This is a genomic window from Aquipuribacter hungaricus, assembly GCF_037860755.1.
Taxonomy (GTDB): domain Bacteria; phylum Actinomycetota; class Actinomycetes; order Actinomycetales; family JBBAYJ01; genus Aquipuribacter; species Aquipuribacter hungaricus.
The window spans coordinates 15,707-37,509 of record NZ_JBBEOI010000006.1 but is presented as its reverse complement, the minus strand read 5'-3'; the positions used below and the strand labels follow the sequence as shown (position 1 = coordinate 37,509).

Sequence of the window (21,803 nt, the reverse complement as noted above, 5' to 3'; positions counted from 1 at the left end):
CCGTAACGCGAACGTCCCTGCCGTTGCATAGTCTACGGACACGGGTCACGAGACTCGATCGGAGGTCTGTGGGAGGACTCGCCCGGGGTGTCTCACAGACGATCGTCTACGGACCGCCCTTCAAGACGCCCCGCTTGCGTTCCCCGCTACCGGGATGCGACACCGGCAGGGCCACCGGGCCACCGGGCCACGGACTTGAGCGCCCGGCATCGGGTGCGACTCCCCCGTGATCGCGTGCCGCTGGCCGTTCCCCCCGTTGATTGTCGTCGTGGGCGAACGGCCGCATCAGTGATGGGCACCCGGGTGACGCCCTCATCGACGCGAGTGCGCTATCGGCGCGGCTCCAGGTGACGCGTGCGACCGTCAGCTCGGTCGGCCCGTGAGCGCCACCCGGACACCGAGGCCGATCATCACCAGGCCGCTCACGGCGCCGATACCTTCGATCCGCCGCGGCGACCGGGCCAGCCAACCGCGGGCCGCGCCCGCGCCGGTCGCCCAGATGCTGTCCGTCACTAAGGCGATGCCCAAGAAGACGACCCCCAGAAGCAGCATCTGCAGCGGCACCGAGCCAACGGCGGGATCGACGAACGGCGGCAGGGCCGCCGCGAAGAAGACCGTCGTCTTAGGGTTGGTGAGACCGACCAGGAACCCCTCGCGCAGCACTCGCCCGACCCGGGTGGGTCCGGCTGCGACGGTGGTCTCGACGGCGAAGGCGCGACGGTGCCGGAAGGCCTGCACGCCCAGGAACACCAGGTAAGCGGCACCGGCGAACTTCAGCACGGTGAACGCCAGGACGGAACGCTCGACCAGGGCGCCAATTCCGACTGCGACCGCGATGACCTGGACGAGCGTTCCTATGGCGTTGCCCAGCGCGGTGGTCAGGGCGCCACGTCGGCCCAGTGTCAGGGCCCGGCCAACCACGAACAGCACGCTGGGCCCGGGAACGGCCACGACGACGAGAGCGACGACGACGAAGGCCGACAGACTGGACAGCGACACACGCCGACGTTAGTCGGGGGGCCACCACCCTCACGGACAAGATCGCGGAAAGGCGGCCGCGCCGGCTGTTGGCCACATGGCGACGCAGTGAGACTGCGCCACCTATCCCTGCAGGTCGCAAGCCCAGGCAGGGGGGCCCTCATACAGACCAGCTGACGCCCACCTGCCTCAACCGGCTTGACACCAGCCGGTACGCCCACCCGTCATGGGCCTGTCGGGAGTGGTTCGGCTGAGACGTGGATCAGCAGGGCTTCGTGGAGCCGCAGCATGGGCGCGGCGAGCCCCAGCCCGTGCAGCATGGCTCCGGTGAGCACGGCGCCGTCACGGGTCCAGGCAGGCAGCCGGCTCTCTGCTGGTCTGCTTTCGCGCGGCTGGGCGATCGTGACGCGGTAGGAGCGGTGAGGGTCCAGCCCGGGCAGGCGGAGCCGCTGCAGCGGCCAGGTGAGCGGGTGCTCGAGGAGGCTCACCTGGAAGAGGGCCTCGGAGCCGTCCTCGGCGACCACGCCCTCCAGCGATATCTCGGTGGCGTGTGTGTCGGCGTGGACGACGTCGCCGGTGTGCAGCAGCTGCCGGTGGCGTTTGTGGAGCTGCACCCAGGCGGTGAGCTCGGCGAGGTCGTCCGCGCCCAGGTCGGCGATGTCCCACTCGATGCCGAGGTGGCCCCAGAGGGCGGTCGCGGCCCGGAACGGGAGGGTGTGGGTCCTGCCGGTGGTGTGGTCCACGGGTGAGCCGATGTGGGTGCCCATGAGCTCCGGCGGGGTGATCAGGCCGGTCCAGCGGACCATCCGGTGCCGTTCGTGCGGGTCGATGCAGTCCGACACCCAGACCCGGTCGGCGACCTCGAGGACGCCGAGGTCGATCCGCCCCCCGCCGGCCGCGCAGGACTCGATCTCCAGGCCGGGGTGGGCGTCCTTGAGCGCGCGCATCAGCCGGTAGACGGCGAGGGTCTGCTCGCGGACCGCGGGCTGCCCGTCCGGCTGGTGACCGGCGTCCACCAGGGGGCGGTTGTGGTCCCACTTGATGTAGTCCACGCCGTACCTGCCGATCACCTGCGACATCTGGTGGCGGACGTGCTCGTAGGCCTCGGGCCGGCCGAGGTCCAGGACGTGCTGGTAGCGCGACGGGGACCCGGGTCCGTGCGGGGTTCCGAGGAGCCAGTCGGGGTGGGCTCGGGCGAGGTCGGAGTCCAGGTTGACCATCTCGGGCTCGAACCAGAGGCCGAACTCCATCCCGAGCTCGTGGACGCGGCCGGCGAGGGGGGTCAGCCCGTCGGGCCACACGTCGGGGTCGACCACCCAGTCACCGAGGCCGGCGCGGTCGTCGCGGCGGCCGCGGAACCAGCCGTCGTCCAGGACGAAGCGCTCCACCCCGACGGCGGCGGCGTTCTCCGCGAGGCGCAGCAGCTTGTCGGTGTCGTGGTCGAAGTAGACGGCCTCCCAGGTGTTGAGCAGGACCGGCCGGGGTCGTCGGGGGTGGTGGGGTCGCCGTCGCAGGTGGCGGTGGACGCGGGAGGACAGGACGTCCAGCCCGTCACCCCAGGACGCGCACAGCCAGGGGCTGGTGTACGTCTCGTCACGCTCGAGCCGGACCTCACCGGGCAGCAGCAGCTCGCCGCCGCCCAGGAGGCGCCAGCCGGTGACGGTCCGCTCGGCGACGAGGCGCTGGTTGCCGCTCCACTCCAGGTGCACGCCCCACACCTGCCCGGAGCGGAAGGCGAAGCCGCCCACGCCGGCGCAGAGCATGGTGGCCGCGTCGAGCCCTGGCCGCCCCCCGCGCGCCTCCCGCACCCAGGCACCGACGGGGAACGGGTGGCGCTGGGGGTGCCGCTCGTGGGTGTGCCGGCCGGTGAGGTCGAGCAGCTCTTCTGCCTGGGGGGGCACCGGGAGGCTGACCGTGAGGGCGCCGACCTCGTAGGGCTCGCCGTGAAGGTTCGTCACGCGCGCCCGGGCCCGGACCAGGCCGGTCGGCCCGAGGTGCACCTCGCTGGTGACCCGCAGGCCGCCGGGCGCGTCGACGCCGGTGCTGAGCACCCGGGCGGTGCCCTCCGGCCCGTCGGGCCACGAGTCGGTGCCGGCGTCCTGGACCTGGTGGGTGACGGGGCCGAGCACCAGGGACCAGGCGCGTCCGGCGCGGCTGCCCGTCAGGCCCGGGACCCCCATCCACCCGGTGGAGTGCTGCGGCAGGACGGAGACGCGCTCCATGGTCGTGAGCTGGCTGTCTGTCAGCGGCACCGCTACCGCGGTGAGCAGCTCGTGCGCCCCGGGGGTCGCCTCGCCCAGGTCGGGCCCCCAGTGCAGGACGGTCGGGAGCTCGTCGGCGGGCAGGCGCAGCAGCAGGCTGGTGCCGGCCCGCCGCAGGTGGGCGACGTCCTCCTTCGTCGTGTCGGTCACTTGATGGCACCCCGGGTCACGCCGGAGATGACCCACCGCTGCGCGAAGACGTACACGAGCAGCAGCGGAGCCATCGCCATGAGGTAGGAGGCGAAGGCGACCGTGTAGTTCGCGCTGAACTGGCTCTGGAAGACGTACTGCACCAGCGGCAGCGTGGCCCCGGCAGGGTCGGAGACGATGACCAGCGGGAGCAGGAAGTCGTTCCACGCCCACAGGCACGTGAGGATCCCGACGGTGGCGTTCATCGGGGCCAGCAGCGGGAAGATGATCCGCCAGAACACCGTCCAGGTGCTGGCCCCGTCGACGACGGCCGCCTCCTCCAGCTCGCGCGGGATGGAGTGGATGTAGGCGACGAAGATGAAGACGTTGAACGACAGCCCGTACACGACGTAGAGCAGGACCAGCCCGAGCTGGTTGTCCAGCCCCAGCGCCGCTGTCTGCTTGGCGACGGGGAGCATGAGGATGGGGAACGGGACGAAGAGCGCGGAGACGAAGTAGTAGAAGAGCACCTTGAACAGCCGCCGGTGCATGTTGCGGGCGATGGCGTACGCGACCATGGAGTTGGTCAGCAGCGTGAGGACGACCGCGCCGACGGTGATGAGGGCGCTGTTCAGGGCCGTGCGCGGGAAGTTCGTCAGGGTCCAGGCGTCGGCGAAGTTCTGCAGCCGGACCTCGGTCGGCAGCCCGAACCCGCTGCCACCGAGCTGGTCGGGTGTCTTGAGCGCCGTGACGACGGTGAAGTACAGCGGGACGACGATGGTGAGCGCCAGGACCATGAGCAGGACGGTCAGCCACCAGTTGATCCTCCCCCCCTCGTCTGACTCGTCGCGGGGGCGCCGGCGGCGGCTCGGTCGCCCTGGCAGGTCGGGGCCGTCGGGTCCGAGGCCCCCCTGTCGCGACGTCGGGACGGTGATGCTGGTTGCGCTCATGACGGGGACACCTCGTTACGCTGCAGGACCCGGAGCTGGACGATGGCGAACACGATGATGACGATCATGAAGATGACGGCGTTAGCGATCTGGTAGCCGTACTCCCCGCCCTGGAACCCGCCGCGGTAGATGACCAGGCCGACCGATTCCGTGGCCGTGCCGGGACCGCCGTTGGTCATGGCGACGATGTGGTCGAAGACCTGCAGGAAGCTCTTCAGCGACAGCACCATGTTGATGGTGAAGAACCCGGCGATGAGCGGGAACGTGATGCTGCGGAACTGCCGCCACCGGCCCGCGCCGTCCAGCGACGCAGCCTCGTACAGCTCGCCCGGGACCGTCTGCAGCCCGGCCAGGTAGATGATGATGTTGAACGCCGTCGCCTGCCAGACGGCCAGGATGACGATGCCGATCCACGCCAGCTGGGGGTCGGCGAGGATGGACGTCGACAGCCGTCCCTCTGCGCCCAGCGCCCGCGCGATGGCGGGGATCGAGCTGGAGAACAGGTAGTTGAAGACGTACCCGACGACCAGGATGGCGAGGATGTTGGGGATGAAGTAGACGCCCCGCAGGGTGTTCTTGAACTTGATCTTGCCGTTGAGGCCGACCGCCAGCCCCAGCGCCAGCGCGTTCACCAGGATCGTGGTGACGAAGGCGAACTGGAGCGTGAAGAGGTAGGCGGAGCCGATGCGCGCGTCGCTGAGCAGGGCGACATAGTTCGACAGACCCACCCAGTTCCACTCCCCGTACCCGGGTGAGTCGGTGAAGCTGTAGAAGATGCCCTGCAGGACGGGGACGGTGTGGAAGACGAAGAACAGGACGAACGCCGGCAGCACCATCCACAGGAAGGCTGGCTGCAGCCGCTCCCCGCCGGGACGGCGCGCCGTGGAGCGGCGGGACGGGGCGGCCCGCCGGGCTGCGGTGCTGGTGGTGGTGGCCATCAGCCCTGCACCGCCCCGAGGCCCCAGGTCCGGCGCTGCGCGACCTGGTCCCAGGCGGTGTCGAGGTCGACGAGGAACTCCCGGGTGTCGCCGGTCGCGAGGTACTCCTGCAGCAGCTGGGTCAGCGGGACTGCCGGGATGAACTGGTGGTCGGTGAACCCCACGATGCGCCCTTCGTCGATGTAGGACTGGACGCCGGCTAGTGCCGGGTCGTCGTTCTCGATGCCCTCCACGCACGGGACGGCCACCTGCTCCTCCGCGTACGCCGCGACCCGGTCCGGTTCCATGAGGAACTCGATGAACCGCATCGCCTCCTCCCGGTGGGGGGTGTCGGCGCCGATGGTGAAGACGACGTCGACACCCGAGACCAGGGTCGTCTCGGCGGGGTCGTCGGTGGCGGGCAGGGCGAAGCTGCTGATGGTGAACTCGGGCTCGAAGGTGCGGATCTGCGGGACGGCGTAGCTGCCGAGCAGCAGCATCGCTGACTCGCCCTCGGCGAAGGCACGGGTGCCTTCCTGGTAGCCGAAGGCACCCGGGTCGTCCTGGGTGTACTCGTACAGCTCGGCCAGCTTGAGCGCGGCCTCCTCCCAGCCCTGCTCGAAGGTGGTGTCACCGGCGAAGCGCGCTGCGAAGAAGTCGTCCGGGGCGGTCTGGGCCGTCAGGGGTGCGAGCGGGGACTGCGCGGTCCAGGCGTCGGCGAGCATCCCGTAGAACGGGGTGATCCCCGCGGCCTCGAACGTCTGCGCGGCGGCGATGAGCTCGTCCCAGGTCTGGGGCACCTCGACGCCGTTCGCGGCGAAGATCTCCTCGTTGTAGAGGACGCCGCTGGCGTTGGCCGCGAACGGGACCCCGTTGACCGCGCCCGGCGCCGAGGCCCCGAGGTCGGCGATGACCTCGGCGTAGCTCGGGGTCACGGTCTGCATCACCGGGGCGTCGGCGAAGTCGGCGAAGATCCCGGCCGAGGCGAGCTCGCCGAACGTGCCGTTGGCGTTGAGGGTGAGGACGTCCGGGACGTCCCCCTTGACGAGCCTGGTCCGCAGCGCGGTCTCCGGGTCCGGGACGTTGTCCACGACGACGCGGATGTCCGGGTTCTCGGCCTCGAAGTCCGCCGCCGCCTGCTCGAAGAAGGCCACGGCCTCCGGCTTGAACTGGAAGAACAGCAGCTCTGTCTGAGAGCTGGAGGAGCACCCGGCCAGTCCGGCCGCCGTCAGCATCGTGAGGGCCGTCAACGCAGCCACCCGTCTGAAGATCATCGTTGATCCCATCGGTCGCCCTGCACCACGGGAGGTTCGCGGTGTCACGGGAGACTATTGCGACGGAACCGCCACTGGCAAGAGAGGTGGCGGCGTGGTGGGTCAGATCCCCACTGCGGGCCATCGGGCTTCCACGTGGCAACTCGCACCGCCGGCGTAGGCCAGGGAAGATGTCTTTCGTGGACCTTGGCGGCTGGCACGGACTGAGCGAACCGTCGCGCGGTCTCGCACTGGAGGTGCTGCTGCACGGACCGCTGTCCCGCAGCGACGTCGCCCGGCGGCTGGAGATGTCCGCGGGCAGCGTCACCCGCCTGAGCCGGCCGCTGCTCGACGCGGGCGTCCTGGTCGAGGGCGGCGGGCCGTACGAGACGACGGAGGGCCGCCCCGGACGGCCGCTGCACGTGGCCACCGACGCCGTGCAGCTGGTAGGTCTCCGTGTGGCGGGGACGCACGCCTGGGCCACCCTGACCACCCTCCGGGCCGACGCGGTCGACGCGGTGGACGCGCCGCTGCCGGACACCTCCCCCGAGGCGGTGGCGGACACCGCCCTACGGCTGGTCGAGCGCCTGCGACGGTCAGCCCCGCCGGTGGCGGGTGTCGGGGTGGCCGTCGGCGGCACGGTCGACGGGCACGGGATCGTCGTCCGGGCGCCGTTCCTCGGCTGGAACGACGTCCCGTTCGGCCGCATGCTCGAGGACCGGACCGGCCTGCCGGTCACCCTGGCGAACGACATCGTCGCGCTGACCACCGCCGAGAGCTGGTTCGGGGTCGGGTCCCGGCACCCGACCTTCGCGGTCGTCACGGTCGGGACCGGTGTCGGGCTCGGCCTGGTTTACGACAGGCGCGTCGTCACCGGACCCGACACGGGCGTAGGTCTGGTCGGTCACCTGCCGCTGGGCATGCACGGCCCCGTCTGCGACCTGGGGCACCGCGGGTGTGCGGCCGCAGTGCTCTCCGATGCCAGCATCCGGAACCAGGTCAGCATCGCCGTGGGACGTCCCGTGGATGCTGAGGACGTCCTCGACCTCGTCCTCGCCGGCCAGCACCCGGCCGTGGACGCCATCGCCGAGCACGTCGCGGTGGGCCTCGGACGGCTGATCGCCATGGTCGCCAATATCACGATGGTCCCGGTCGTGGCCGTCTCCGGGGAAGGACTGGCCCTGGCGGAGCTCCTCCAGCACCGGGTCCACCGCGAGGTCGCCAGGCTCCGCGACCCCCACGCCGCAGACGTCGACATCGTCTTCCAGCACTCCCCCGGCTCCCGCTGGGCCCGCGGGGCGGCCGCTGTCGCCATCAAGCGGTACGTGTCCCCCACTACCTGAGGCTGCCGTGTCCTGGCCTTGCCGCGGCTGATGGTGAGGGAGGCCGTCGCGCTTCGCTTCGCGTCGTCGGCCGGCGAGACCCCCCGGCCTGCCCCGGTGGCCGAACGGCGACCGGATGTCGACGACGCCCGGACCTGGGGCCGGTGTGAGGGTCGAGAACGAGGCCACGGGTCCGTGTCCAGTCGGTCTGCCGGTCTGGGTTCTGGTGCTGGGCAGGGTGGGCGGTGCCTCAGATTGGCAGGGGTCGGTCCGTGACGATGTCCTTCATCACCAGCGTCGAGGTCAGGCGCTGCACGCCCGGTAGAGCGGCGAGGTGTTCGTCGTACAGCTGCTGGAAGGCGTCCTGGTCTCGCACGAGGACGGTGAGCAGATAGTCCGGGTCACCGAACAGCCGCTGGGCCCGGACGACGTCCGGGACGTGCGCGAGGGCGTGGTCGAACTCAGCGAGCCGGTCCCGGGTGCCGACGGCCAACGTCACGAACACGAGGGCCTCGAAGCGCAGCCCGAGCCTCGTGGGGTCCAGGACGGCGCGGTAGCCGGTGATCACACCCGACTGCTCCAGTGCGCGCAGCCGGCGGTGGCACGGGGACAGGCTCAGCCGGACCCGATCGGCAAGCTCGGTGACGGTCAGGCGCCCGTCACGCTGCAGCTCGGTAAGAATCTGCCGGTCGGTCGTGTCCACGCTCGCAATCCTTCCACGACAGGAGCGGCAGGCGGTCAAGGTTGAGAGAACCTCCCGCCTGGATCGTCCTAGCCTTGCTGTGACCCAGACAGCACGTCTCCCGGAGGCCCTGCCGTGCCGACTGCCCGCCCGTCTGCCCAGGTGGACGTGTCCTCCGCCACCCCGCGCCGGCGGCGGCGCGGCCGCGACCGCGTTCACGGCGTCCCAGGGCACCAAGCGCGGCCGCGCCGGCCAGATGGGCATCAGCGCAGACCCGGACCGCACGGTGCGGGTCGGGTGCTGCACCAGCACCTGCTTCCGCGTCACCGCGACCGTCCAGGGCGCAGGGCATGACCGATATGGGGACGCCGGCGGCGGCCGCGGTCGCCGCCGCGGGAAACACCCCCCGCCCGGGTGGGAGCTGGCGGCGGCTGCACCGCGCGTGGCTCGTGGTCGCGGTGACGTTCCTTGTCCTGCTCGCCTCGGCGGCGTTCCGCTCCAGCCTCGGCGTGCTGCTGGTGCCTATCGAGGACGACCTGGGCTGGTCACGGACCGACACCTCCATCGCTGTGTCGCTCAACCTGCTCGTCTACGGCGTCGCCGCACCCTTCGCAGCAGCCCTGCTCGAACGGGTCGGCATCCGCCGCACCGCCGCCGGCGCGCTGCTCCTCATCGCGGCCGGCTGCCTGCTCACCACGGTCATGACCGCCCCGTGGCAGCTGTCGGTGCTGTGGGGGCTGCTCATCGGCGCAGCGACCGGCTCGGTCGCGCTGGTCTTCGGCGCGATCGTCGCGAACCGCTGGTTCGTGGCCCGCCGCGGCCTGGTCGTCGGCGTCCTCGGCGCCGCCTGGACGACCGGGCAGCTGATCTTCCTGCCACTGCTCGCAGCCCTCGTCGACGCCTTCGGGTGGCGCGCCGCGTCCTTCGCCGTCGCGGGAACCTGCGCGCTGCTCCTGCCCGTCGTCGTGGCCGTGCTGCGCGACCGGCCCGAAGACGTCGGCCTGCTGCCCTACGGCGGCCAGCCCGCCGAAGCCGCCGAGGCCGCCGGACAGGAGCAGGCGCCACCGACCGCCCGCGCGGCGGTCGGGCACGCCGTCACCGTCCTGCGCGAGGCGTTCTGGACCCGGCCGTTCCTACTGCTCGCCGGGACGTTCTTTGTCTGCGGCTGGACCACCAACGGCATCATCAGCAGCCACTTCGTGCCCGCCGCCCACGACCACGGCATGGGCGCCACCACGGCCGCCGGACTGCTCGCCGTCGTCGGGATCTTCGACATCGTCGGCACCATCGGCTCCGGCTGGCTCACCGACCGCATGGACCCGCGCAAGCTCCTCGCCCTCTACTACGGCCTGCGCGGCCTCGCGCTGCTCGCAGTGCCCGCCCTGCTCGGCCCGAACGTCGACCCGCCGCTGCTCGTCGTCGTCGCGCTGTTCGGCCTGGACTGGGTCGCGACCGTCCCGCCCACTGTCGTGCTGTGCCGAGAGGCGTTCGGCGCCGACCGCGGCAGCATCATCTTCGGCTGGGTCTTCGCCGCCCACATGATCGGCGCCAGCGCCGCAGCCGCCGTCAGCGGCGCGCTGCGCTCCGCGTCCGGGGACTACACCTCCGCCTGGCTGCTCGCGGGCGCACTCGCCGTCGCCGCCGCCGCCGCCAGCCTGACCCTGCAGCGGCGCCAGCCCCCGCCCGACGCCCTCGACCGCGCCCTGGCCGGGGAGTCACTTCCCACACAGTGACCGCGGACGCGGGTCCCGGGACGGGCTGACCTGGCCGTCCGTGCTACGGCCACCCCACTCCCGTGGCATACCTGACTGCAGCGCGTGCGGCACGTGCCCCTGTTCAGGTGGCTCACCGAGGTGATGGCTGCACGGCTCCCTCTTCAGGACCGGCGGGCTGCGCGGCACCAGGTGCAGGTCGGAAGCTGCCCCGGGACGGCCGTCTGGGGCAGCCTCCCGCGGATAGGTTCGTCGGCGTGGGTCCCCCAGGCGTCGGTCACCGGTACCGCGACGAGCGTCGCGGCGAGGCTGGCCTGCACCTGGTCGGCAGGGGCCTGCTCGAGGGTCTCCTCGCCGGCGCCCTCTTGGCCCCGTGCGTCCTGCTCGCCGCGGGCCTCGGGGCTGTGCTGCTCGAGCCCGGGGCAAGTCCCGTCGTGGACGAGAACCTCGTCACCGTGCTCACCGCCTCGGTCATGGTGGGTGCCCTCCTCGGACTGGCCGGCGGCGTCCTGGCCGTGGTGTCGATAGGCGTCGTGGTCCGGTGGGGCCGCACCAGCTGCAGCCCGTGGACCTCGGCGTGGCTCGCGCCGGCCCTCGTCGTCGGTCTCGCCACGCTCGGCCTCGCCGTCGCGGCCGACTTCTGGGTCTTCTACCCCGCTGCCCTCCCCGCCGCCGCCGTCACCGCCTGGCGGAGCCACCGTGCGGTCACCGATTTCCGCCGCCGCGCCGAACTCCCCTGACGCTTGGTCGCTCCTGAGTCTGAAAGACCCCGCCACCTTCGATTCACGCCCGCCTCTCTCTCATCCCACCGCAGGTACAGAGCCCGGTCTGAGCGAGCCGACGGCAGGATGGCGTCGTGAGGGAACCCGCGCCCACCCCAGAGCCCGCCCAGCCCGCTGAACCCGCGCAGGACCCCTCGGGGCCCACCGGGGCGGCGCTGCGCGAGGTGGCGTACCACCACGAGCCGTACTGGGGCCCTGCCACCGGTGACTGGATCAAAACCCTGCTGCTGTTCTTCGACGGGGTGGCCGTCCTCGTCCCGGACTACATGCGCGACCGGCCGCTAGAGACCGACCCGACGCTGGCCCAACCGCTGGCCGACCAAGGACTGCTGCACCGGCTGAGCCCTGAGACGCTGGTCGACCAGTCCACCGCCGAGGCCCTCACCGAGCTGCTCGACGACCTGCTCACCGCCGGGGCCTTCGACGACCTCGAGCGCCACGGCGCCTTCGCCGAGCTGTCCTACTCCAGGCTCGGCGGCACAGCCGACGCCGGCCTCACCGAAGTGGTGCTCGCACAGCTCCGCGACCGAGGACTCGCCCGGCACAGCACCGACGGCGTCTCCGTCCCGATGCACCCCGTGGTGCGCTCGTTCATCCTCGTCGCCCTGCCCCAACTCCTGCGACTGCCCGCCGAGAGGGCCGGCTACGCCCTGCAACCGGCCAGCACCCGACCACGCCACGTCCACGCCCTGCAGGACGCCCTCAGCTTCGACGCCCTGCCGACCGCAGGCCACGTCGTGGCCCTCGACCTCGAACAGGTCACGCTCGACCTGGCACCGGTGCCGCTGGACGAGGTCCTGGACTTCCGCCGCCAGCACGGCGCCGCCCACCGCGCCTACGCCCGCGACCTCCGCCACCTCGTGCGCGACCTCGCTGACCTCGACCAGGACACCCGCGACCAGGCCCTCACCGACCGCCGCGAGGCTCTCGCCGACACCGCCGACCAGCTCCGTCGCCTCGCACGCACCTCATGGCGGCGGCCGCTGGCCACCTTCGGTCTGGGGATCGCCGGCAGCGCCGTCAGCCTCGCCGCGGGCAACCTCCCCGCCGCCGGCATCACCGCCGCGGGCGCACTGCTCGGGCTGCGTCGCCAGGCCGACCCCGCCAGCGCCTACTCCTACCTGTTCCAGGCCCAGGAACGCCTGTCCGGCAGAGGCCGTCGCACCTGACCCCCGGTCCGGTCGTCCCGCAGGTGCCCGCGGCCGCCCGCTGGCGCGCGGCGCCGCAGCGGCTCGCCTTCCCTGACGGACCATGGGCCGGTGGAGACGGTCGAGCTGCCGCTGGAGCCCGGTGAGCCCGCGGCGGGGCCCTGGCAGTTCATACCGGGCAACTGACACCGGTCAGCGAGCTGGTGGAGCGGCTGCACCGGGCGGCCGGCACGCCGACGACCGGACCGCGGATCGTGGCCGTCGACGGCAGAGGCGGCGCAGGCAAGAGCACCCTCGTGGAACAACTGCACGCGCTCGTGCCCGCCTCGGCGGTCGTGCACACCGACGACGTCGCCTGGCACGACGCCTTCTTCGACTGGGCCGACCTGCTCGCCGACGGGGTGCTGCACCCCCTGCGTCGCGGCGAGGCGGTCAGCTTCCGTCTACCCGCCTGGGCACAGCACGACCGCCCGGGCGCGGTCCACGTCCCTGCTGGCCTGGACACGGTGCGGGTCGAGGGCACGTCTTGGCCGGATGCTCAGCCGCTCCTCCATCGGCGCGAGACCCGACGAGAGGGGACCCCCCTCGGGATCAGGCCTCACCGTTCTTCAAAGAAAGACGACGACAGGGCCGCGTCAGAAGAGCAACAGGAGCACCGCTAGCAGCGTGAGCCCGCCCAAGACCTCCGGGAGGCGTACACGGTGGTCTTGCGAGAACCATGTCCTCGGCCCGCCCGAGCCCTGAGTGCGCATCCCGCCCACGACGGATGCGGACTCCCGGTCCGGTCGGTGAGGGCTCGTCGCGACGGGCTGCGCGCCATGACGGCCAGCATGCTCGACCTGATCCAGGTCGTCGTACGGGCCCGGCCCGGGTCGGCGCATTCGTTTTCCTGACCTCATTACCTACCGCCTGCTGCCGGGTTACAACGATAGGTCAACGCCAACCCGCACGTAGCGACATCAGGCCGATCGACCCACCGGCCTGCGTAAGTGCGCAGTCGCGGTCTGAGCGCCGGGCGCGTGGGTAGGACCGCGGCATGACTACGTCAACTGAGCAGGGCCCGGGCGCCAGCGACCTCGGCAAGAGCGTCATCAAGACCCGCAAGGTCACCGCCTGGCAGCCGAACTTCTCCCCGTCTGGGCCCGGGGAGCCCGGCAGCTACCTGTTCCAGCTTGTCCTGGACAACGGCGCCAGCGAGGTCGTCCTCAGCGTTACCGTCGACGACGCCGACAACCTCTTCGACTGGCTCTCGGCCAGCGACGAGGCCTACTACGACCTCGAGCGCGAGGTGCTGCTCTTCGGCTCCCGCAAGCTCGGCTGAGACACCGCCGACGCGAGCTTCACGGTGGGTGCCCGGGGATGGACAGACCCACCCCGGCACCCGCCCCGGACACCCGGGGCGACCACCAAGCCACCGCCACGGCAGCCACCCTTCACCGGGGTGCTGCAGGCAGGGCTCCGGGTGGGCCCGCCGGTAGCGTCCAGCAGGTGTCGACCAACCCCTTGAAGCAGCGTGTCGGCGTGGTGGCGCTTTCCGGAGTGAGGCTGGCCTGGCGGGAGACAGCAGTCGACGCCCACGAGGACGTGCCGGTCGTGGCGCTGCATGGCATGTGCAGCACGGCCGCCACCTGGGACCAGGTCGCCGCACGCCTGGCCGGACAAGGTCGCCGCACGATCGCGCTGGACCTGCGCGGCCACGGCGGAAGCTCACGGCCGGGCTCCTACACCTGTGCCGCAATGCGCGACGACGTGCTCGCTTTCCTGGACGACCGCGGCCTGCAGCAGGTCGACCTGCTCGGGCACTCCCTGGGCGGGCACGTGGCGATGCTGCTCGCCCAGCACTCCCCGCACCGGGTCCGGCGCCTCGTCGTCGAGGACGCCTCCCCACCGCCGGCGTCCATGCAGGACTCAGCGCTGCGCACCCGCCGGCAACGGGCAGCACTGACCGGCCAGTCGCTGCTGCTGCTCAGCCGGGCCCGCCGCTTCGACGTCCGCATGGTCAGACCGGTCCTGACCGAGGTGCTCCGCACCCCCGACCCTGCTTGGTGGGCCGCGCTGCCGCACGTCGCGGCCCCCACGCTGCTCGTGGGCGGCGGCAGGACCAGTCACGTCTCAACCGCCCGGCAGCAACGAGTCGCGGACCGGCTGCCCTCCGCCACCCTCGTCCTCGTCGCCGAGGCCGGGCACCGCGTGCACAGCAAGCACCTCGAACGCTTCTGCGACTTCGTCCTCCCGACGCTGACGAGCTGACAATGCTGCGCGCGCCTGTAGACGCGTGCTCGTCACCCGGCTGGGCGTCTACCTGGGTGAGCAGTGACCTGCAGCCGCAAGGCGCGGGGTCGCCGACTGGTTCAGCATGAGTCCGCGTGCTGCCACCGCTTTCATGGCACTGACACGAGAAGCGTCACGTCGTCCCACGCCCGCGTGCCATCCCGTCGTAGGGCAGGGTTTAGGGCCGCCCGGCGGGCTGGGCTATGGGCGCTGCAGCGAGGAGACGGTGAAGGGCTGCGGGTTGTTGCGCTGGTTGAACTGGCTGTTGACGACCAGCAGCCGGCCGCGGGTGAGCGCTGCGGTGGTGGGGAACGCGAAGGACGGGTCGCTCACGGTCTGCACCAGCCGGCCGCGGGTGAGCTGGGCGGACAGCTGCACCTCGCTGACGGTGCCGGTGGTGTTCTGCACCACGTAGAGGGTGCGGCCCTGCAGCACGATGCCATCGCCGTTGCCGACCGTGGCGCCGTCGAGGTCGATCTCCTGGACGGAGCGGTCCTGGGTGGAGATGCGGAACAGCCGGCCGGTGTCGGTCTGCACCACCACGAGGTACCGGCCGTTCTGGCTGATCGCGATGCCGTTGGCGTTGAACATGCCCTGCGGGTCGTCGACGCTGCCGGGTGAGAACACCTTGAGCCGGCCGGACCCGGACCGCAGGTCGTCGGTGGTGACCCGGTACACCACGTCGTTGGTGGAGTCGGTGGCGAACACGTCGCCGTTGCGGGCCACGCGCACGTCGTTGACGAACCCGCCCGCCGCGCCGAACGAGCCGAGGAGGTCCCCGCTGTGCCGGTCGTACACGAACAGGGTGCCGGTGGGGCCGCCGGCGACCAGCAGCAGCTCCTCGGTGGCGGCCAGGCCGCGGGCGGTCGTGCGGCCGTCCTGCCCGCCGGGCAGGAACACCTCCGCGGTCGACCCCTTCAGGCTCCCGCGGAAGATCGTGCCGTCGGTGGTGCTGCTGACGTAGAAGAAGCCGCCCTGGACGGTGATGCCCTCCGGGAACACCCGGTCCCCGGGCAGCAGGTACGTCGAGGTGCGGGCCGGGCCGCTCTCGCCGCTGGGCGCTGCGGTCGCCGCAGCGACCGGCAGGGCGCCGAGCACGAGGACGGCGGCGGCAGCGGCGGCGGCGCGAGGGACGAGACGGGTCACAGGTTCTCCTTGGGCGAGGTGGGCGGAACGGCGCTGGGGGTCGTAGCGACGACCGCGGTGACGGGCGCGACAGCCGCTGGTCGGGTGCCAGGAGGTCGCCGTCGCTGCATGCCACTGAGCCTGCCTGCGCGGCGTGGCGCGGGCATGGGCCATCTGGACGGGTTCTGCTGGCTGGAGGTTGTACTGCCGGTTCAGCCGAAGGGATGACCGCACGATCTTGCCGTGGCGCTGGCGGTGGCCGGACCATGTCGCTGGTGGACCACGGTGCTGCGGGGACGTCAGGGTGGCTGCCTGGTCCCGCCGGGGTGGACCGAGCGGTGGAACTGGTGCTGGTGGTGCTGGCGGCGGCGTCCGCGGCCCGCTACCTGACCCGGCACCCGCTGACCGGGAGCACGGCGTGGGTGCTGGTCGCCGCGCTGGTGTTCGCCGGGGTGTACCTGGCCGGGCGGGCGGTGCCGCCGACGCGCCGCGACGCCTGGCTCGCGGCGGTCTGCCTGGTGTGGCTGGGTCTGGTGGTGGCGGCCCCGAGCTTCGGCTGGTGCGCTGTGGCGCTGGGGTTCGCCGCGCTGCGGGTGCTGCCCTACCGGGCCGCGGTCGCGGTCGTCGTGGCGCTGGTCACCGCGGTGTCGGGGACCTGGCTGCGGTTGTCGGACCCCCTGGACCCCACCCTGGTGGTCGGCCCGGCGTGCCTGGCGGTGCTGGCGGTGGGGGCCTACCGCGCCCTGGAACGCCACGCCGCGGCACAGCAGGCGGTGCTGCAGGACCTGCACCGCGCCCAGGACGAGCTGGCCGCGGCGCAGCGCCGGCAGGGCGCCCTGGCCGAGCGGCACCGGCTGTCCCGAGAGATCCACGACAGCGTCGCGCAGGACCTGTCCAGCATCAACCTGCTGCTGCAGGCCAGCGAGCAGGACTGGTCGCTCCGGCCCACCGCCGCCCGGCAGCACGTGCAGCAAGCCGCGACCACCGCGCGCAACGGGCTGAGCGAGGTCCGCCGCGTCGTGCACGACCTGGGCCCCGACACCCCGCCGGACTCCTCCCTGACCGATGTGCTGCAGCAGCTGGCCGGTGAGGTCACCGGGCAGTCGGGGCTGGCGGTGTCGGTACAGACATCGGGCACAGTGCTGCCGCTGCCGCAGCAGGTCGCCACGGCGCTGCTGCGCACCGCCCGCGGTGCACTCGCCAACGTCGTCGAGCACGCCGACGCGACCCGGGCCGTCGTGACGGTGTCCTACCTGGACGACTCGGTCAGCCTGGACGTGCGCGACGACGGCCGCGGGCTTCCGCCCCCGACCAGCCGGCCCCCGAGCCGGCACGGGCAGGGCCAGGACGACCGGGGCCGAGACGACCGGGGTCCTTACGAGCGGCGCCGAGAGGAGCGACACCGGGACGGGCGGGGCCTGGGACTGTGGGCGATCCGAGACCGGATCGAGGGGCTGGGCGGTCAGCTGGTGGTGGAGAGCACCCCCGGCCACGGCACCGCCCTCGCCGCCACCCTGCCGCTGTCCCCCTCGGCGCCCGGCGCGCTGGCCAGGTGGCCGGGATGACCCGCGCCGACCCCAGCGCCATGCCACTGCGGATCGTCCTGGTCGACGACCACCCCGTCGTGCGGGCCGGGTTGCGCGCGCTGCTGGACGGCCAACCCGACCTGAGCGTGGTCGGCGAAGCCGACAGCGCCACCAGCGCTGAGCGGGTGGTCACCGCCACCAACCCGGACATCGTGCTGATGGACCTGGCGCTGGGCGTCGGACCCGGCGGCGCCACTGCCACCGCCGCGCTGCGCCAGCTCCCCGACCCCCCGCAGGTGCTGGTGCTCACCGCCTACGAGACCGAGGCCGACATCCTCGCCGCCCTGCAGGCCGGCGCCCGCGGGTTCCTGCTCAAGGACGCACCACCAGCGGAGCTGTTCCACGCCGTCCGGCACGTCGCCCACGGACGGATGACCCTCGCACCCACCGTCGCCGCCCGGCTCGCCGAACGCGCCAGCGCCCCTGCGCCCGCCCTGTCCCCCCGCGAGATCGAGATCCTCGGACTCCTCGCCCAGGGAAGGTCGAACCGCGACATGGCCAACCACCTCTTCCTCAGCGAGGCGACCATCAAGTCCCACCTCAGCCACATCTACGCCAAGCTCCGCGTGGACAGCCGAGCCGGCGCCGTCGCGCACGCCCTCGAACACCACATCGTCCGAACCGCACGACCCGACTAGCCGTCCGCAGCCCCAGGAGGGGCGTAGCAGTCAGTGCTATAAGCCAACACTGAGTCCGAGGCATTGACAGATCGTTCGCGCCGGATTCTTGTCCAGGTAGTTCCGCTCCCGCGCGACGCCGGCCTCGATGCCTCGATGCCTCTCCCCGGGTTGCTGACCGTCAACGGCTCACGCCTGTGCGAGAGGCTCGCACCACCCAGAGCAAGCCACGATATTGCCCGAGCCCAGGACGCCCGGCGAAGGGCTGTCGGAGGACCGGGCGTGGCCGCGGCCGGCTGAGCGCTGCGGGACCAGGGCATCGACGCCGACCCTGCCTGCGCCACGGCGAGGCACTGTCGAGCACAAGATCACCAGCCGGCGTCTCGCCCACGCTGCTCGCCTTCGGCGAGGACCTGCTCCAGGCCGCAAAGTGGGCTCGCGTAAGCCTGCCCCCCCCGGGGGGGAGGGACGCCCGGAGGCGGCTGCGGGCATCGCGGGCGCTGCTGTGGTGCGCGGGGCCATGACGCGGCGCGACGTCTCCTGTTCTGGGGTTGAGGTGCGAGGTGGTTGCTGCCGAAGGGAACAGGGTGGAGAAGCAGCTGGACGAGGTACAGGCGGCCGGTCGGGTCGCGGCGCTGTGGCGGTGGGTGCGGTGGGGTGCCGCGGTGTTCTGCTTCGTGCAGTTCGCCGTCTACGTGCCTGGGCCCGCGGTGCAGGTGCCGTGGCCGCTGCTGCTGCTCGGGAGCGGACTGGCTGCTGTGACGGTGCTCATCAACCTCAGCGCCGTGCTGCTCGAGCGGCAGCGGCCCCGCGCCACCCCGCCCCACCCCGCACTGCCCCAGGTTGCCTCGTCCCACGCTGCCTCGCCCGGTTCCGCCCTGCCTTCCACCGCCGTTCTTCAGGCGGCGTCGCCGCGTCCTGCCCGGCGGGACCTGGCGCTGCTGGGCGCGGACACCACTGTCGTGGTGGTGGTGGTGCTGCTGTTCGCCTTCGAACCGGCCTCGGCGGTGTGGGTGCTGCTGGTCGTGCCGGTGCTGGAAGCGGCGCTGGTGGGACGGCTGCGGTGGGCGCTGGTGGTGTGGGCCGTCGCCGTCGCCGCGCTGCTGCTCCGCGAGACGGCAGCCGTGCACCTGCACGGCCTGCCGGGCGCGGGCCCGCAGGAGCTGCTGTCCAGCGTGGGGTTCCGTGCCGGGGTGCTGCTGCTGGTCGCGACCACGGTGGGCCTGCAGGCCGGGGTCGCGCACCGGCAGCTGCTGCAGCTGCTCGCTGCCAGGGCGACCCTGGCGCACGAGGTCGGCCACGACCCGCTGACCGGGCTGGCGAACCGGCGCCTCTTCCTGGAACGGGCCGGGCGGGCGCTGCACCTGCAGGAACAAGACAGAGGCACGGTCGGCGTGCTGTTCGTCGACTGCGACAGTTTCAAGGCCGTCAACGACGTGCACGGCCACGCCGTCGGCGACGAGGTGCTGCGCCAGGTCGCGCACCGGCTCACCGCCCTCGCCGGGCCGCACGACACCCCCGCCCGCCTCGGCGGTGACGAGTTCGCCGTGCTGCTCCACCGCAGCACCACCACCCACAGTCATGACGGCCAGGACGTGACCGGTGTGGCCGCCGCCGTACAAGCCGCCCTGGCAGCGCCCTACGCCGTCGCCGGCCTCGGCGCGCTGGCGATGAGCTGCAGCGTCGGCGCAGCCGACCACCGTGACGGGGACACCCTGAGCACCCTGCTGCGGCGAGCCGACCAGGCCATGTACCTGCACAAGCTCACCGCCCGCAGCCCGGGAACGAACAGCCGGGGCGAGGCGGCATCCCGTCCTGGACGGCTGCAGGGGCCGGCCGGGCGCGCAGCTGCCGAACCCGCCGACCGTGACCTGCATCGTCCCGTGCCAGCACCCACCAGCCCCTAGACCAGCATCACCGGGTCAGACCACCCCCCAGCGGGGGGCAGCACGCTCCACCGCCTTCTTGTGCCACTGCCCTCGCCCTGATCTGCCTGACCGGGCAGAGCACCCACCACCAGGTGCGGGGCAAGCCGTACGGCAAGGCCCGGCTGGTCCGCACCGCCACCCGGGCGGTCACCGCACTCGTCCTGCTCGCGGTGGCACTCACCGCGGTGGTCCTCCTCATCACCGACCTGCTCTTCCCCAGATGACTGTCGATACCAGTCACCGTCGGGGTGTTCCACCTGGCGGTCGCGACCTGGTTCGGTCTACCGCTGCGACGACGCGGCGCGGTGACTGAACGGGGTGCCCCCTGCTGGCCCCTCACCGTCGCCCCCTGCTCACGTGCGCGGACGGGCTACCGACGCCGGGGGCGTGCTACGCCCCCGCCGAACGCCGCGGAGCCTGAGCCCGCACCGGTCGACGCGGGGGGCGAGGAACTCCCCGGCTTCCGCGCGGTGCCGGCGGTGCCGGCGGTGCCGGCGGGTCCGACCGCGCCCGACCGCGCCCGACCGCGCCCGACCGAACCCCACCGAACCCCACCGTCATGACACCCTTCCGGATGAGGACGATCAGGGCCGTGGTCGCCAGGGCGGTCCAGGTGGCGGTGGCGGTGAGCCTGAGCAGCCCGGCCGCCAGGAGAAAGTCCAGCAGGACGGCCAGCGCCTGCCGCGCGTCCCTTGCCTTGGCGAGCACGCACGCGCCGGCGAGCAGGCCGGCCGCGCAGCAGAGGACGGCAGCACCGTGCAGGAGCCCGGTCATGGGGTGCTGCCGAGCTCGGAGCGTTCCTTCTCGATCTCCTTGCCCAGGAAGTAGTTCAGCAGGGTCCTGATCGTCGCGACCGCGGCGAGCTTGCCGATCTCCTCGAACGTCGGTGCGATCGCGGTGCTCAGGACGTCGCTGGCGAGCTGGAACTCCAGCCCCAGCGCCAGGTAGCGGCCTAGCCTGAGCCTGATGGGGACGAACTCCCCGTTGCAGTGCCGGCTGAACAGCGTCCGGACGAACGCGACGGCAGCGATCGCCGCCCCCACGAAGATGATCAGCGCGCCGGTGGCCTCGACCAGCCGGACCAGCAGGTCGACGTAGCGGCGCAGCACGTCCTCTGCCAGCACAGAGGCAGGGAAGCCCTCGCCGGCAGCCGCACCCGCCCGGGCCCATCCGTCGATGCCCGCCCATGCCCTCATGCCGTCTCCTGTCCTCGCGTGCTGTCCTGACCTGCCGTCGTGCCCCCTGGGGGCTGCGGGAATCGCTCCCACCAGGCGGCGGGACAACGCGCGGCACAGTGCGCGATACCCGACAGGATGCCGTTCTCGTGCCCAGCGCGGACGCTGTTATGGTCCGGATCGTGTGGGGACGTGGGGACATCGTGCAGCCGGCGGTCGCCGGTCACTCCCACATGCCGTCGCACGTGCCTTCGGGTGCGGCCCTGCTCGCCGTCGAGCTGAGCGAGACCGCCCGCGGCACCCGTGGTCTGGACGTGCTGCGTCGCAGCATCGACCGCGCCCCGCCCGCCCGGTCCTGATCTGACGACCACCGTCCAGCAACCCTCCGGGGTTGCTGGCAATACCTGCTCCCCCGGCAGCCCGGGGCGGGCCGTCACGAAGGACCGACCATGACCACGACACCGCTCACCCCCCAGACCCCGCTCACCCCCCAGATCCTGGACACCCGCTCGACCCCGGACACCGACCTGTTCCGGCACCTCACCGACCTGGAGGAGACGCGCAGCCGGCAGCTGCAGGCCCTCTCCGGCGCCGACCTCGACGCAGTCCGGTCCGCCCGCCGCGCCAGAGCCCAGCGCGACCTGCAGGACGTGCGGACCGCGCTGGCCCGGCTGGGCGAGGGCCGCTACGGCATCTGCACCGGCTGCGACCGCCCGATCTCGGCGCAACGGCTCGAGCTGCGCTGCTGGACCACCACCTGCGTCGACTGCGCCGACCGGGCCGCGCGCTGAGGCGTCCGGCGTGCCGGCTCCCCGCCACGGAGGCGGGCACCAGGCCTGAGCGACCTGCCGTCGTCGCAGCGGGCATCCTCGGGGTGCCCCTGCCTGGTTCTCGCTGGAGTACGGCGTCCACGTCACCAGCCTCGGGTCGTCCTGCGAGCTGCCCGGCAGCGGTGCCCCGGGGGCTC

The 21,803-nt window shown here is 72.3% G+C and carries 21 protein-coding genes; 13 read left to right on the top strand and 8 right to left on the bottom strand.

Annotated features, from left to right (window positions below):
• Positions 1-363: 363 nt before the first annotated feature.
• From WCS02_RS02525 to WCS02_RS02505, 5 genes are all read right to left on the bottom strand, one after another.
• Positions 364-999 carry a LysE family translocator gene (locus WCS02_RS02525; protein WP_340289283.1) on the bottom strand — a complete coding sequence of 212 codons (636 nt, stop codon included), beginning with the start codon at positions 997-999 and terminating at the stop codon, positions 364-366.
• Positions 1,000-1,202: 203 nt separating this feature from the next.
• Positions 1,203-3,389 (bottom strand): alpha-galactosidase, encoded by a 2,187-nt coding sequence (locus tag WCS02_RS02520; RefSeq protein WP_340289280.1) that lies wholly within the window; start codon positions 3,387-3,389, stop codon positions 1,203-1,205.
• Positions 3,386-4,318, bottom strand: a complete 933-nt coding sequence (locus WCS02_RS02515) for a carbohydrate ABC transporter permease (RefSeq protein ID WP_340289277.1) — start codon at positions 4,316-4,318, stop codon at positions 3,386-3,388. Before WCS02_RS02515 ends, WCS02_RS02520 begins: the two co-directional genes overlap by 4 nt.
• Positions 4,315-5,256 (bottom strand): carbohydrate ABC transporter permease, encoded by a 942-nt coding sequence (locus WCS02_RS02510; protein ID WP_340289274.1) that lies wholly within the window; start codon positions 5,254-5,256, stop codon positions 4,315-4,317. Before WCS02_RS02510 ends, WCS02_RS02515 begins: the two co-directional genes overlap by 4 nt.
• A complete protein-coding gene (locus tag WCS02_RS02505; protein ID WP_340289271.1) occupies positions 5,256-6,494 on the bottom strand; it encodes an ABC transporter substrate-binding protein in 1,239 nt (412 codons plus the stop codon). The genes WCS02_RS02510 and WCS02_RS02505 overlap by 1 nt, the downstream gene beginning before the upstream one ends.
• A gap of 185 nt (positions 6,495-6,679) precedes the next feature.
• Between WCS02_RS02505 and WCS02_RS02500 the strand changes: the two genes are divergently transcribed.
• Positions 6,680-7,831, top strand: coding sequence for an ROK family protein (locus WCS02_RS02500; RefSeq protein WP_340289268.1), 1,152 nt, complete (start codon positions 6,680-6,682; stop codon positions 7,829-7,831).
• A 229-nt stretch (positions 7,832-8,060) separates the two neighbouring features.
• On the opposite strand, the gene WCS02_RS02495 is transcribed toward WCS02_RS02500, so the two are convergent.
• A complete protein-coding gene (locus WCS02_RS02495) occupies positions 8,061-8,513 on the bottom strand; it encodes an Lrp/AsnC family transcriptional regulator (RefSeq protein ID WP_340289265.1) in 453 nt (150 codons plus the stop codon).
• A 329-nt stretch (positions 8,514-8,842) separates the two neighbouring features.
• On the opposite strand from WCS02_RS02495, the gene WCS02_RS02490 reads away from it, so the two are divergent.
• The 6 genes from WCS02_RS02490 to WCS02_RS02465 all read left to right on the top strand — a co-directional run bounded on the left by WCS02_RS02490 (position 8,843) and on the right by WCS02_RS02465 (position 14,384).
• Positions 8,843-10,225, top strand: a complete 1,383-nt coding sequence (locus tag WCS02_RS02490; protein WP_340289262.1) for an MFS transporter — start codon at positions 8,843-8,845, stop codon at positions 10,223-10,225.
• Positions 10,226-10,461: 236 nt separating this feature from the next.
• Complete coding sequence (locus tag WCS02_RS02485) at positions 10,462-10,944, top strand: hypothetical protein (RefSeq protein ID WP_340289259.1); 483 nt, start codon at positions 10,462-10,464, stop codon at positions 10,942-10,944.
• A gap of 116 nt (positions 10,945-11,060) precedes the next feature.
• Complete coding sequence (locus tag WCS02_RS02480; protein ID WP_340289256.1) at positions 11,061-12,155, top strand: hypothetical protein; 1,095 nt, start codon at positions 11,061-11,063, stop codon at positions 12,153-12,155.
• A 182-nt stretch (positions 12,156-12,337) separates the two neighbouring features.
• A complete protein-coding gene (locus tag WCS02_RS02475) occupies positions 12,338-12,796 on the top strand; it encodes a hypothetical protein (protein WP_340289253.1) in 459 nt (152 codons plus the stop codon).
• A gap of 374 nt (positions 12,797-13,170) precedes the next feature.
• Complete coding sequence (locus tag WCS02_RS02470) at positions 13,171-13,455, top strand: hypothetical protein (protein WP_340289250.1); 285 nt, start codon at positions 13,171-13,173, stop codon at positions 13,453-13,455.
• A 167-nt stretch (positions 13,456-13,622) separates the two neighbouring features.
• The gene (locus WCS02_RS02465) at positions 13,623-14,384 is read left to right on the top strand and encodes an alpha/beta fold hydrolase (protein ID WP_340289247.1); all 762 of its coding nucleotides are present in this window, start codon (positions 13,623-13,625) and stop codon (positions 14,382-14,384) included.
• A gap of 222 nt (positions 14,385-14,606) precedes the next feature.
• Here the strand turns inward: WCS02_RS02465 and WCS02_RS02460 are convergent, their stop codons facing one another.
• The gene (locus WCS02_RS02460) at positions 14,607-15,551 is read right to left on the bottom strand and encodes an SMP-30/gluconolactonase/LRE family protein (protein WP_340289244.1); all 945 of its coding nucleotides are present in this window, start codon (positions 15,549-15,551) and stop codon (positions 14,607-14,609) included.
• A gap of 317 nt (positions 15,552-15,868) precedes the next feature.
• On the opposite strand from WCS02_RS02460, the gene WCS02_RS02455 reads away from it, so the two are divergent.
• The 4 genes from WCS02_RS02455 to WCS02_RS02440 all read left to right on the top strand — a co-directional run bounded on the left by WCS02_RS02455 (position 15,869) and on the right by WCS02_RS02440 (position 19,885).
• Positions 15,869-17,095 (top strand): sensor histidine kinase, encoded by a 1,227-nt coding sequence (locus WCS02_RS02455; protein WP_340289241.1) that lies wholly within the window; start codon positions 15,869-15,871, stop codon positions 17,093-17,095.
• Complete coding sequence (locus WCS02_RS02450) at positions 17,092-17,754, top strand: response regulator (RefSeq protein ID WP_340289238.1); 663 nt, start codon at positions 17,092-17,094, stop codon at positions 17,752-17,754. The genes WCS02_RS02455 and WCS02_RS02450 overlap by 4 nt, the downstream gene beginning before the upstream one ends.
• Before the next feature lie 566 nt (positions 17,755-18,320).
• On the top strand, positions 18,321-19,640 hold the full coding sequence (locus tag WCS02_RS02445) for a diguanylate cyclase domain-containing protein (RefSeq protein WP_340289235.1): 1,320 nt from the start codon (positions 18,321-18,323) through the stop codon (positions 19,638-19,640).
• A gap of 113 nt (positions 19,641-19,753) precedes the next feature.
• Positions 19,754-19,885: a hypothetical protein gene (locus WCS02_RS02440; RefSeq protein ID WP_340289232.1), complete on the top strand. Its 132-nt coding sequence runs from the start codon at positions 19,754-19,756 to the stop codon at positions 19,883-19,885.
• A gap of 546 nt (positions 19,886-20,431) precedes the next feature.
• Here WCS02_RS02440 and WCS02_RS02435 read toward each other — a convergent pair.
• A complete protein-coding gene (locus WCS02_RS02435) occupies positions 20,432-20,857 on the bottom strand; it encodes a DUF1622 domain-containing protein (protein WP_340289229.1) in 426 nt (141 codons plus the stop codon).
• Positions 20,858-21,018: 161 nt separating this feature from the next.
• Here WCS02_RS02435 and WCS02_RS02430 point away from each other — a divergent pair, with 161 nt between their 5' ends.
• Both WCS02_RS02430 and WCS02_RS02425 read left to right on the top strand, forming a co-directional pair.
• Positions 21,019-21,195, top strand: coding sequence for a hypothetical protein (locus WCS02_RS02430; RefSeq protein WP_340289226.1), 177 nt, complete (start codon positions 21,019-21,021; stop codon positions 21,193-21,195).
• Between the two features lie 90 nt (positions 21,196-21,285).
• On the top strand, positions 21,286-21,627 hold the full coding sequence (locus tag WCS02_RS02425; protein WP_340289223.1) for a TraR/DksA family transcriptional regulator: 342 nt from the start codon (positions 21,286-21,288) through the stop codon (positions 21,625-21,627).
• Positions 21,628-21,803 lie beyond the last annotated feature (176 nt).